At 37.5% G+C, this 12,430-nt stretch carries 12 protein-coding genes; 4 read left to right on the plus strand and 8 right to left on the minus strand.

Annotated features, from left to right (window positions below; genetic code table 11):
* The first annotated feature begins 47 nt into the window (after nt 1-47).
* Complete coding sequence (gene fabG / locus J7E57_RS19570) at nt 48-791, plus strand: 3-oxoacyl-[acyl-carrier-protein] reductase (RefSeq protein WP_057933957.1); 744 nt, start codon at nt 48-50, stop codon at nt 789-791.
* A gap of 148 nt (nt 792-939) precedes the next feature.
* On the opposite strand, the gene J7E57_RS19575 is transcribed toward fabG, so the two are convergent.
* Complete coding sequence (locus tag J7E57_RS19575) at nt 940-1,674, minus strand: murein L,D-transpeptidase family protein (protein WP_215131370.1); 735 nt, start codon at nt 1,672-1,674, stop codon at nt 940-942.
* 207 nt (nt 1,675-1,881) lie between these two features.
* Here J7E57_RS19575 and J7E57_RS19580 point away from each other — a divergent pair, with 207 nt between their 5' ends.
* The gene (locus J7E57_RS19580; RefSeq protein WP_215131368.1) at nt 1,882-3,966 is read left to right on the plus strand and encodes a hypothetical protein; all 2,085 of its coding nucleotides are present in this window, start codon (nt 1,882-1,884) and stop codon (nt 3,964-3,966) included.
* Between the two features lie 320 nt (nt 3,967-4,286).
* Here the strand turns inward: J7E57_RS19580 and J7E57_RS19585 are convergent, their stop codons facing one another.
* The 5 genes from J7E57_RS19585 to J7E57_RS19605 all read right to left on the minus strand — a co-directional run bounded on the left by J7E57_RS19585 (nt 4,287) and on the right by J7E57_RS19605 (nt 8,621).
* Nucleotides 4,287-4,901: a trimeric intracellular cation channel family protein gene (locus J7E57_RS19585; RefSeq protein WP_215131366.1), complete on the minus strand. Its 615-nt coding sequence runs from the start codon at nt 4,899-4,901 to the stop codon at nt 4,287-4,289.
* A 112-nt stretch (nt 4,902-5,013) separates the two neighbouring features.
* Nucleotides 5,014-5,313 carry an FtsB family cell division protein gene (locus J7E57_RS19590; RefSeq protein WP_025145767.1) on the minus strand — a complete coding sequence of 100 codons (300 nt, stop codon included), beginning with the start codon at nt 5,311-5,313 and terminating at the stop codon, nt 5,014-5,016.
* Between the two features lie 167 nt (nt 5,314-5,480).
* Complete coding sequence (eno, locus tag J7E57_RS19595; protein WP_029278432.1) at nt 5,481-6,776, minus strand: phosphopyruvate hydratase; 1,296 nt, start codon at nt 6,774-6,776, stop codon at nt 5,481-5,483.
* A gap of 413 nt (nt 6,777-7,189) precedes the next feature.
* Complete coding sequence (locus tag J7E57_RS19600) at nt 7,190-8,038, minus strand: DUF2911 domain-containing protein (RefSeq protein WP_215131365.1); 849 nt, start codon at nt 8,036-8,038, stop codon at nt 7,190-7,192.
* 61 nt (nt 8,039-8,099) lie between these two features.
* A complete protein-coding gene (locus J7E57_RS19605) occupies nt 8,100-8,621 on the minus strand; it encodes a GNAT family N-acetyltransferase (protein ID WP_215131363.1) in 522 nt (173 codons plus the stop codon).
* Nucleotides 8,622-8,694: 73 nt separating this feature from the next.
* Here J7E57_RS19605 and J7E57_RS19610 point away from each other — a divergent pair, with 73 nt between their 5' ends.
* Both J7E57_RS19610 and J7E57_RS19615 read left to right on the plus strand, forming a co-directional pair.
* Nucleotides 8,695-9,327 (plus strand): ATP-binding cassette domain-containing protein, encoded by a 633-nt coding sequence (locus J7E57_RS19610; RefSeq protein ID WP_215131361.1) that lies wholly within the window; start codon nt 8,695-8,697, stop codon nt 9,325-9,327.
* Nucleotides 9,327-10,457: a hypothetical protein gene (locus J7E57_RS19615; protein ID WP_215131359.1), complete on the plus strand. Its 1,131-nt coding sequence runs from the start codon at nt 9,327-9,329 to the stop codon at nt 10,455-10,457. The genes J7E57_RS19610 and J7E57_RS19615 overlap by 1 nt, the downstream gene beginning before the upstream one ends.
* A 182-nt stretch (nt 10,458-10,639) precedes the next feature.
* Here J7E57_RS19615 and J7E57_RS19620 read toward each other — a convergent pair whose 3' ends face one another.
* Nucleotides 10,640-10,999: a hypothetical protein gene (locus J7E57_RS19620; RefSeq protein ID WP_215131357.1), complete on the minus strand. Its 360-nt coding sequence runs from the start codon at nt 10,997-10,999 to the stop codon at nt 10,640-10,642.
* Between the two features lie 21 nt (nt 11,000-11,020).
* Complete coding sequence (gene dacB, locus J7E57_RS19625) at nt 11,021-12,427, minus strand: D-alanyl-D-alanine carboxypeptidase/D-alanyl-D-alanine-endopeptidase (RefSeq protein ID WP_215131355.1); 1,407 nt, start codon at nt 12,425-12,427, stop codon at nt 11,021-11,023.
* Nucleotides 12,428-12,430 lie beyond the last annotated feature (3 nt).

Genomic DNA, 12,430 nt, shown 5'->3' on the forward strand with positions numbered 1-12,430 from the left:
AGCTCAGTGCAGGCTGAGCTCAGACTGACAAACAATAAAAATAACAAATGAAATTATTAGAAGGAAAAACAGCATTAATTACAGGCGCATCTAAAGGAATCGGCCGTAAAATAGCTGAAAAATTTGCCGAACAGGGCGCTAATGTAGCTTTTACATATTTATCATCAGTAGAAAAAGGTGAAGCTTTAGAGCAGGAATTACAAAGCTTCGGAACAAAAGTTAAAGGTTACCGTTCTGATGCTTCTAAATTTGCCGAAGCTGAACAATTGATCAACGATATCGTAGCCGAATTTGGCACAATTGATATCGTTGTAAACAATGCGGGGATTACCAAAGATGGTTTGTTAATGCGTATGAGCGAAGAAAACTGGGATGATGTGATCAATATTAACCTTAAATCGATTTTCAACGTAACCAAAGCAGCTTCTAAAGTAATGATGAAAGCCCGTAAAGGTGTTTTTATCAATATGGGGTCTATTGTGGGCACTACAGGTAATGCCGGACAAGCAAATTATGCTGCATCTAAAGCTGGTATCATTGGTTTTACCAAATCAATTGCTAAAGAATTAGGTTCGAGAAATATCCGTGCAAATGTTGTTGCACCAGGATTTATCCGCACCGAAATGACAGATATTCTTGATCCGAAAGTTGTTGAAGGATGGGAAAAAGATATTCCCTTAAAACGTGCCGGAGAAACTGAAGATATTGCCAATGTTTGCGTGTTCTTAGCCTCAGATATGAGTGCTTACGTAACTGGCCAAACTTTATCTGTTTGCGGCGGGATGCTGTAGGAGGTAGAAGGCATAAGGTTTAAGGTGGAGGGGTTTCTTTCTAAAGCCATAAAATAGTAAAGGCGTAAGGCGGGTAATAACCCTAAACCTTACGCCTTTTCCTTATTTAAAAGCAGAACTTTACAACATTCCAACCTTAACATTTCCACTACTTCACAACATATTTCCCATTTACCTCACTTACATTAGCTTGGTTTTTATTTTTCTCAAACGCTGAATACCCTAGCTGCAACGACTTCCAGAAACTGGCCTGTGTAGGAAATTGAGCAACATATTTCTTCATATTTCCATCTGTCATTTTAAAAGGATAGATGTTAACCGGAATCTTTTCCTGGCCTGCATTTCTGGCCTCAACCCCTAAAATATAAACTTCTTTAATTTTTTCGTCGGTTAAAGGAATGCAGCCTACGGTTACACAATTACCATGGATGTAAATATCGCTTCCAGGTCTTCTGCCCTTTCCAGTTCGGGCATAATCTGCAGCGTTTGGATAATTCACACCTAACGATAGATGGAAATTACTCATCGGGTTAAAAACGTTAATGTAATAAAAACCTTCCGGTGTTTGCCCATCTCCTTCAATCACTTTTGGACCAATGGTGCCAGAATGTGCACAGAAATCATATGTTCTAAACAACGAATATGTTTTAGCCGAATTATTCTTTAACCAAATCTCTAGTTTTCCTTCAGTTTTATAGGCATTGATCAACATCGAAAACTGATTACCATAGCCAGCTGCCAGAACAAATTTTCTCAATGTTTCCCATTTTTCATTATAGGCCTTTTCTACTCTTTCAAATTTAATTTGAGTGGCTTTAAAATTATTTTGGGCATTTACCATAAGGCTTAGAGACACTAAAAACGTTAAACAGATTAATTTCATAAATTTTGATTTGGTTAAAGCTAATGAATTTATAATTTTTTACCGCAAAGGGCCGCTGAGATTTCCTTATTACCTTAACGCAAAGAACGCTAAGTTTAGATAATTGCAGGATGCACATCGTCTTAGCGATACTTTGCGTAAATTCTTTGTGTGCTTTGCGGTTAAAAATCTTGAAAATTTCCCCAAAATTACCATCTTTATAAAAGTATGAACAGTTTTTTTTCGGGTACATCTATTTTGTTTTTTCTCGGTTGCTTGGCGTTAGGCGCGTTGTATGCCTGGTTGCTGTATCGCGGCAACAAAAATTTGGATAAAAAGCTTCAGTATGGTTTAACAGCATTACGGATTATCGTAGTGACTACCATTGCGTGGTTAATATTTGCACCACTCATCAAAACATTAAATTATACTTTAGATAAACCCGTAATCATTATCGGACAAGATAATTCTCTTTCTGTAGGTCAGGTTAAGGCAGTTGGTTTCGACCAAAAATTATACGAAAATAACCTTAAAGCTTTACAGGATAAATTATCAGATAAGTACGAGGTAAAAACGCTTCACTTTGGCGATCAGGTTGCAGATGGTTTCGATTTTAAAAATCAGGGAAAATTAACAGATGCCTCGGCTTTTTTTCAGAAAGTTAGAGATGAATATACCAATAGAAATGTTGGCGCCATTATTTTAGCCACCGATGGTATTTTTAATCACGGTGGAAATCCGCTGTACAGCGTAAATCAGATCAATGCCCCGGTTTATACTATTGCCCTGGGTGATAGTATCCCAAAGCGCGATGTTTTAATTTCGAACGTAAATTACAATAATATTGTGTACCTGGATGACGATTTTACGATCGAAGTTCAGGTTCAGGCTTTTCAAAGTGATGGCGAAAGTACTTCTTTAGCGGTGAGCCAAAACGGCGCTAAGGTTGAGCAACAGAATATAGCCATCTCCGGCAGTTCGTTTGTTAAAACGATTCCCGTAAAAATCCATGCGGGTAAAATTGGCGTCCAAAAGTATACTGTTCAATTGAGCGCTTTAAAAAATGAGATTACTACGCGGAACAATATTCAAACTTTCTATATTGAGGTTATTGACGGTCGGCAGAAAGTATTATTGGCTGCAGCTTCACCACATCCCGATTTAAGCATATTAAAGGAAGCCATTTCACTCAATAAACATTACGAAGCTAAACTAGCCCTTGCTGATGATCTGAATGCGGCAGATCCTTCTAAATTCGATTTAATCGTATTATATCAATTGCCAGATGCGCAAAATATTTCGTCGGATTTTTTAAAGAAATTAATTGGATTAAAGAAACCGATCTGGTACATTTTGGGCGCTCAAAGCAATGTAAATGCTTTTAATCAGATCCAAAACCAGGTGAACTTAGGCGCTGCCAATGGTTCTATTCAAGAAGTATATGCCGATTTTGCCAATGGATTTACCAGTTTCAATCTCACCGAGGAAGATAAAAAACAAATTTCTGCCTTCGATCCCTTGCTTAGTCCATTTGGAAGGTTAACCGTAAATGCAGGCGCAACACCTGTTTTTAATCAACGTATCGGCAAAGTAAGCACGCAGCAGCCATTACTGTTCTTCGCGAATGAAAATGGCTTAAAGACGGGTTATTTGATAGGAGAGGGGCTCTGGAGATGGAAACTTTCGGAAGCTGAAAATGAAAGCAATCAATCGGTTTTAAACGATCTGATTTCAAAAACAGTTCAATATCTTTCTGTTAAAGATGATAAGCGGAGGTTTAAGGTGTTTACTTCAAAGTCTGCTTACGATGAAACTGAAACCATTCAGTTTAACGGCACCCTTTATAACGATAGCTATCAGCCTGTAAATGAGTCGGAAGTTAATCTTCAGGTTAAAAACGAAGCGGGCAAAGTGTTTAATTATATTTTTTCTAAAACCGAAAATGCTTATCAGCTAGATGCGGGAACCATGCCTGCAGGGAATTATTCTTATCTCGCCAATACAGCGCTGGGTGGAAAGAAATTTACGGCTACAGGTAGTTTCTATATAAATGCGTTGATTGCAGAATTTCAGCAGACAACAGCTAATCACCAGCTTTTAAATACGATGTCTAAACAAAGCAATGGTAAATTGTTTATGCCCGAAAACCTGCTCAAAATAGCTGATGAGATTGCTAAAAACGAAAATATTAAAACCATTAGCTACGAGGACCGTAAATACGACGAACTGATCAGTATGAAATGGCTATTCGGCTTAATTTTAATTTTGCTGGGAGTAGAGTGGTTCTTAAGGAAAAGAAATGGGGAACTCTAAGGTTGGAGTTTGGTGTTCTGAGTTTGGAGTACATGGTGCCGATTTAACCACAGAGTTAGTAGGGAAAAAGCACCGAGTACACAAAGCGTTGCCGTTTTTATCGGCGTTATTTAAGTTCGTCATGCTGAATTTATTTCAGCATCTTTTTAGGATGAGAGACCCTGAAATAAATTCAGGGTGATGACCGCCTTAATAAAAAGGCTCTTTAACTTCACAAAATCAGCATCAAAAAACTGAACATCAGTTAATAAATTCTTTGCGAAAACCTAGCCTTCTTTGTGGTTAAACTTCAGACTCCCAACTAAAAACTCCCAACTCAATCAGTGCCATTCATCACGATAAACGAACTTAGGCATGTGCCATTCGAAGCGGATAGAAAGTAATCTTAGGGCTAATCCAACTACGGCTGCTAAAATAGTAGCCAGCATCTCGCTTCCGTGAAAATGCTCTATGCCTATATAAACCGCGCCGGTAACTATCGCTGCGCTGGCATAAATCTCTTTTCTAAAAAGAAATGGAACTTCATTGCAGAGTACATCACGAAGCACCCCACCGGCACAACCGGTAATCATTCCACTAAAAAGTACAATTAAATAAGGTAAATGGATTTCCTGTGCAACCTGACAACCAATAATCGTGAAAACCACCAAACCTAAAGCATCAAGATAAAGGAAAAGCTTTTTGAGTTTAGTCATAATCGAGGCAATAAACGCTGCCAGTAAGGCTGCTACTGCGGTGATTACCAAATATTCGGGATGTTCTACCCAGCTCATTGGGTAATGGCCAAATAGTACATTTCTAACCGTCCCGCCGCCTAATGCTGTAACCCAGGCAATAATGCAAACACCAACCCAATCCATATCACGTCTTCCCGCAGAAAGTGCAGCAGTCATGGCTTCGGCTGTTATGGCGATAATGTAAAGGATGTGGAGCATTAGATTGGTTAACTGTTTGAGTGGTTAATCGCTTAACTGGAAGAGAATTGTTTTATGGTTTGATTGTTAACTCAAAACTGTAAACTTTTAACTGAACACTGTCTACTGAAAACTAATCTTTCTTCTCTTCCTGAATAATCACGAAAACATCTTCATTGTCTTTTTTCATGAAGTATTTTTCGCGGGCAAATTTTTCAGCCGTATTCAGATTGGTATTCAGTTCGTTTAAATCTTTTTTAACCTGGGCGGTTTCTTTCTCGAAATATTCTTTTTCTTCCTGCAGTTTATTGGCCTGACTGCGGTACTCGTATTGCGACATCATATCGTTTTTGTCGAAAAATAGCATCCACATCGCAAAAGCGACAGTAGCAAGGAAATATTTATTTCGGAAAAGATCTATTAAACGTTTCATATATTGATATGAGATTTTAGATGTGAGATTTGAGAAAACCCAAATCCAACAAACAAATATAGTATTAAAATAAAAACATCCGAAGATTTAAAATCTCCGGATGTTTCACAAATAAGTTTTTCAACTTGTTAACATTATAGGATTGGGTTTAAACCCAATCCTATACATTATTTTTTAGCATATTTAAATTTTGAACCGATGAAACGAGCGTTTTCACCTAATTCTTCTTCAATACGTAATAATTGATTGTATTTAGCAATCCTGTCTGAACGTGATGCAGAACCAGTTTTAATCTGTCCGCAGTTTAATGCAACAGCTAAATCAGCGATCGTAACATCTTCAGTTTCGCCAGAACGGTGACTCATTACCGAAGTGTAGCCATTGTTTTGTGCTAAAGTTACCGCATTGATGGTTTCAGTTAAAGAACCGATTTGGTTCACTTTTACCAGGATCGAGTTAGCAGTAGCCTCATCAATACCACGTTGTAAACGGGTTACGTTAGTTACAAATAAATCATCACCAACCAATTGAACATGGTCACCAATTTTATCGGTTAAGCTTTTCCAGCCAGTCCAATCGTTTTCATCCATACCATCTTCAATAGAGATAATTGGATATTTTGCAGAAAGATCAGCCAAATATTGTGCCTGCTCTTCGCTAGAACGAATTACTCCAGTAGCGCCTTCAAACTTAGTATAGTCGTATTTACCATCTTTGTAGAACTCAGATGATGCACAGTCTAAAGCTAAACAGATTTGAGAACCTGGTTTGTAACCTGCAGTTTCAATTGCTTTTAATACCGTTTCAATTGCATCTTCAGTACCGTCAAAAGTTGGTGCAAAACCACCTTCGTCACCTACTGCAGTAGATAAACCTCTATCGTGAAGAATTTTTTTCAAGCTATGGAAAACTTCAGTTCCCCAACGTAAAGCTTCAGAGAAAGAAGGTGCGCCAACTGGCATAATCATAAATTCCTGAAAAGCGATAGGCGCATCAGAGTGTGAACCACCGTTGATGATGTTCATCATCGGAATTGGTAAAGTGTTAGCGTTAACACCACCAATGTAACGGTATAATGGTTGACCGATTTCATCAGCAGCAGCTTTAGCAGCAGCCAAAGAAACACCTAAAATTGCGTTAGCACCTAAGTTACCTTTGTTTTCGGTACCATCCAGGTCTAACATGATTTTATCAATTGTATTTTGCTCAAAAACATCAATACCTCTTAATGCATCAGCAATTTTAGTATTTACATTTTCTACAGCTTTTAAAACACCTTTACCTAAATATGTAGATTTATCTCCATCACGTAATTCAACAGCCTCATATTGTCCAGTAGATGCACCGCTTGGTACAGCTGCACGGCCAAAAGCACCTGCTTCTGTTACAACTTCTACTTCTACTGTTGGATTGCCTCTCGAATCGAGAATTTGTCTGGCATGGACATTAACGATTATGCTCATTTTTATTTGATTTTTTATTGATTTTTTAACCTGCTTAGTGTATAAAGTACAATTACTAAGTGCAACATCAAAGTTAGTATTATTTTTAAATAAATAAAGCGTTTTAAGGGTTAATGTTACGATAGTTGTTCAAGTTAACCAGCGGTTAATTTTAAGTTAATATTGGTCGGTAAGCCAGTGTATGGCAAGAGGTATTTAGAAGCGTAGGTACATTAATACTTTTTTGAAAAGCAATTTCAGTAATACGTCGGTTTGGGCTGGTCCCGCTCATTTCAAGTCCTCACTCGTTCCTCGTTCCGGGCTTTCATTTCAATCGTGTTTAAATTACTTAGGTTCTGTAATTCTTAGGAGGTAAGCCAGATCTGATTAAGATATGCTATCGGTCGGTGTCACACCGACCGAAACATTACTTTTTATTTCTTTGCTTCAGCCAAAAGTTCTGAGTTTAAGCGTACATATTCATCAACTTTTTGCACTTTTGCGGCATCAATGCCTTGTTGTGCAGTAGCTGTTGCGCCAGCTTTATCGCCCATTTTTAATTGAATACGGCCTTTCCAGTATTTAAACCAGGGTGCTTTCATGTCAGATTTTTCTGCCTCAGTCATCCATTCTAATGCGGTTTTTAAATCTTTTCCATTTTGATAATAATACATTGCAGCATTAAAATAGGGCTTTTTTTCGCCTTTCATCGCCTCAGCAATGTTTGCCATTACTTTTTCATCAATGGAAGTTGTGATATTGATTGAGTACGCACTATTCTCCCACATCATATTTAGCTGCGCCGAAGTTTCGTTAACAGCCGAAAACTGCATGTTAAGGGTTTCTACTTTATCTTTTAAAGCTGTTGTTTTTACTTTTACACGAAGCACATCATCACTTTCCTTATATTCGTAAGCACCCCATTGATCGGCTATTTTATTAAAAATAACCGTCCACTCATTTTTGCCAGGGATACTGAACAGACCGTATTCGCCTGCAGGTAAATCTTTGCCTTCAATTTTAACGGCATCGGTAAATTTAATACGTGTGGCTGCATTTGCCCCGTTACGCCAAACTACGCCCATTGGCTCCATACTGCCAAAAATTTTGCGGCCTTTAACATTCGGGCGAGAGTAGGTTAAAGTTATTTTGCCTAATCCAAAATCCTGGATAATGGTTTGTCCGCTACTCGGTTGCGGGAATTTGGCTCCCTGGGCATTTGCGAAATCTGCTGCACCTAAAAGCGCTAGAAACAGCACTACTGATTTGATCGATAATTTCATTGCTTTGTTGTTTTTGGTTTCCACGAATTTACGCAATAAGCTCCGAGTTTAACAAAATGTTTTAATTCTGTTCTTTGCTTAGCTGATGTTTCCTAAATCCAAAAATCAATTCATCAAAATATTCTCCATTTTTAAAAATAGTACCTTTTAGTGCTGCCTCGAAAATAAAGCCTGATTTCTTTAAAACCTGCTGCGAGGCCAGGTTGGTATGTGTAGTCCGTGCGAAAATTCTTTCAATATCGAAGGTGTCGAAACCATATTTAAGCATTTCTTTTATGGCAAGCGGAACAATGCCTTTACCCCAAAAATCTTCAGCAATCCAATAGCCCATTTCTGCACTTTTGCTGTAAATATCGGCCAGTTGATGCACACCTATGGATCCAATTACTTCACCGTTTAGCACAATGGCCTTGATCTGTAAGGGATCATGACTTAGTGCGAGTTGAATAAAAGCTTCGCCATCTTTTTTCTCATAAGGAACAGGAAATTTATTGGTTAAATATTTCGAAATATTGAAATTGTTAGCATGTTTAACCAAACTTTCAACATCACTTGGTTGGTAAGGGCGTAAAATTAATTGCATCGTATATAATTTATCAGGATGAATAAGGTCTGTAACTTTTCATTAAAACTAAAGTCAGAAATAAAATCCTTTTATGTTACACTTCAGTCAATTTGAAAAATCTTATTTCGATCATCTTGTTTTAAAGATAGATAATATTAAAATTCCTGAAGGTGTTTTCTGGATAAAAGGAAGTAACGGCTCAGGAAAAAGTACCCTGTTGAAAGCAATTGCAGGGATATTATCTTTCGAAGGTGATATAGCAATAAGTACTATTTATATAAAAAACCATGGTGTTTCTTATAGAAAGCTTGTAAACTTTGCCGAAGCCGAGCCGCTATTTCCTGAATTTTTAACCGGATCAGAGATGATTGCACTATTTGCCAAAGCCAAAGGTACAATTTCAGGTCAGGCAGAGGCATTAATCACCGATATGGGAATGAAATCTTATATCAATAATCCATTGGGATCTTACTCTAGCGGTATGCTGAAAAAGCTATCATTGGTATTGGCTTTCTTAGGACAACCTAAACTGATCTTATTAGACGAACCTTTAAATACAATCGATGTAGAATCGTTAGAAATATTATACCGATGGATCAGTGAGAAACACCAAAATGAAAAAATCAGTTTTTTACTATCCTCACATCAGCCATTGGATGTGGAAAAATTGCCCGGACTTAAACAGATCAATATCGAGGATAAAAAATTAACGCTAAATTTTTAATGTTTTCACTTTCAAACGCTGCCTTAAGAAAAATATTTGTTGATGGATTTTACCGTATGCATGCAGGTATGTTGGTATTCATCTTTGTGATATTGATGAGTTATTGTTTGTTTATCAATACCCTGGGTACGGTTCTGCCAGACCAGATTGATTTCTGGCAATTTTTTTTTACCATTAGTTTGGTGAGTAATCCACTAATGATGACTTTCTATCTTATAGGCAGTTCGTTATATGCTTACAAGAGCTTAAAATATGTTTTGAGTCAGCTTGCTTTGCCCCAGCAGGAGTTTTTGTATTATAGTTTCACCTCATCAACCAAAAAACAGCAGTTTGTGGTCTGGTGTGCGGTGCAGACCTGCATATTTATCCCTATATTGTGTTATACGCTGTACGCCATAACCATTGGAATTGTATTTGGGTATTATCTTATTTCTATTGGGATCTTGCTATTTCAGGGTCTTTTGATTGTGCTCAGTGCTTATATCTGTTTAAAAGAAAGTAACCGTTTAATCGAGGCCAATAAACCAAATTGGTTGATCAGGATCTGCGGAAAATGGAACAAACCTGTTTTCTTGTTGTATACTTTTCAGGTTTTCAATCAATCGAAGTTGGCTTATGTGCTCGCAAAACTGCTTTCGTGGGTTTTGATTTCGAGTGTGTTTTTGGTTTTTACAGATCTTAAAGATAATTCGCGCTTGTTAATGCTTATTACCTCCTGTATTGTGGTGGCGCATGTGGTGCTCATTTATCAGGAAAAGATTTTTAATGATCGATACTTATCCTTCTTGCCGAATTTTCCTTTTACCAAAAAAAAGATTTTTTTTAGCTTTTGTTTAAACTATCTCGTTTTATTACTGCCCGAAATCTGTTGGATATTTACCAACTTTGGTGTTTTAACATCGTTTGGGTTAATCGCATTTGCCTTTTCTGCGATTCTGTTATTTAGAAGCCTGCTTTTGTTAAATGCGATGCAGATTAAAGGGTTTTTGATACGGGTTTTTAGCCTGTTTCTCCTTTTTTATGTATTTATCATGTTTGGCTTCGGATTAATCCTTATTCCGTTGAATCTTATTGTGGCTTGGATATTGTTCAGGAGAAATTATTTGAATGATAACTGCATTGGTATTTGAAATGAAGGATTACCTACTACAATCGTCATGCTGAATTTATTTTACAAGTAGAAATAGTATTTTCAACTGTCTTGTAGCTACTACGTGGTCAGCATCTTTTTTGTTATTAAGACCCTGAAATGAATTCAGGGTGACGGCACGAATGATAAAATGTATATTATTAACCAAATAAAGTAGTGGTTTTAAATATTCGAAAACAAAAAGTTTAATCTTGTAAGTTCTGTTTTTACCTGGTTCATACCGATTAAACCTCCAGACATACCGCTCGACTGCTGAAAAACATTTACAGTAAGTTCGTTTTCAGTATTTGGCGACATGGTTGCACTAAATTTATAATATGTTGCAAATGCGCCTAATAAAAGCCGTTTTGTTCGGCTCCCTTTCTCTAAAATTAAATTTCCATATTGATGGTCGAAGACTTTATAGCCTTGTTGTTCCATGAGACCGGTAATTTTTTTAGTCATTTCTTCAATAGAAACGTCTTTATATAAATTCGAAATCAATCCATCAACAGTTTGCAGGTTTTTTATAAAATGTGCCATACTTTTTATATCAATTGGTTTTTATTTGAGTTCATCCAATACTTTAAACAATTTTTTATTAATTCCGCTTCCGCTATAGTTATTGATGTTAATAACGATTACATATTTATTCCCTGCAGCATCAGTGTGGTAGCCTGCAAATGCCGAAACATCATTTATTGTTCCGCTTTTAATTTTCATACCATTGTACTCGGGTAGTGCATTATAATAATCTCCGAACCAGTTTTCTTTCTGGATCTGGAAAAGTATATCCGCCATTGCCGAAGTTGTTATTCTATCTCCCGGAGAAAGTCCACTACCATCAATAATGTTTAATGCCGTTTTATCAATGCCTTTATCGGCCCAGAAATTGATTTCGGTTTCCGCTCCTTTACTTGTTGTACCTGCTTTGCCTGATTTTATCGCAATGGTTTTTAAAAATGACTCGCCATATAAATTGATGCTTTTCTTTAAAAACCAGTAGGTCATCTCGCCTAAACTAGGCGAACTGATGGTGCTTATTTTCTGTGTAAGCGAAGGAATGACCTGATTGTTCAAGGTCATTAACCTTGCCGTTGTGGCTTGCTGACCAGTCGAAATACCCAATCTTTTTAAAGTATCCTGTAAACGATAAGCGCAATCAAAAGCAGGGTCGGGGAGGGCCACAGAGATGCCTGTTTTGGCAATGCCTACTCCCCAGCTTCCGCGGAGGTAAGCAACATTACTGTAAGGTGGAAGAAAAGCGTAACTTCTATCGCCAGAACCCGGACTTCCGGTTTTTAGTTCATTTATGATCTGCACATAAGGCGTTGCTGGAACTGTTTTTCCTACCTTAACTTCATCTGCTGTACTACTTCCAGGTTTCAAATGAATATCAAATTGATTTTCGCGCCAGGATAAGCCAGAAGTCCCGGCACCATAGTAATTGCCAATATCTTGCCAAACCCAGCCTTCAGGAGTTGTTTGTGTACCGAAAATGCGGTCATCGCCAATTACTGTACCTTCAATTTTTTTTATTCCTGCCGATTTTATTGCAGCAACCCATTGTGTTAAAACAGCATTCTCTTTGTTTTGATAACGCCATGAACCTAAGGTTGGATCGCCGCTGCCAATAATGATCAGATTTCCTTTTAGTGTTCCGTCTGTAGTAATCGTTCCGGTATAGGCCAATGTGGTTTGGAACTGAAAATCCTTCCCTAAAATGCTGAAAGCCGTAGCAGCGGTAATGGTTTTTAATGTTGAAGCAGTAGCCAAACCAATTTGCTCATTTTTAGCATACAGGGTTTTACCTGTATTGGCATCCAAAACACAAAGTGATGCGATGGCATGTTTCGCCTGCTCATCATTTAATAAATTATTGAAGGCTTTTTCCAGATTTTGGATTCTGTTTTGGGCAATTGTGGCTGTTGCTGAGAAAACGAATAAGGTTAGTAATTTGAAAAATTTCATTTT

It is taken from the genome of Pedobacter sp. ISL-64, from assembly GCF_018613605.1.
In the GTDB taxonomy this organism is placed as follows: Bacteria; Bacteroidota; Bacteroidia; order Sphingobacteriales; family Sphingobacteriaceae; genus Pedobacter.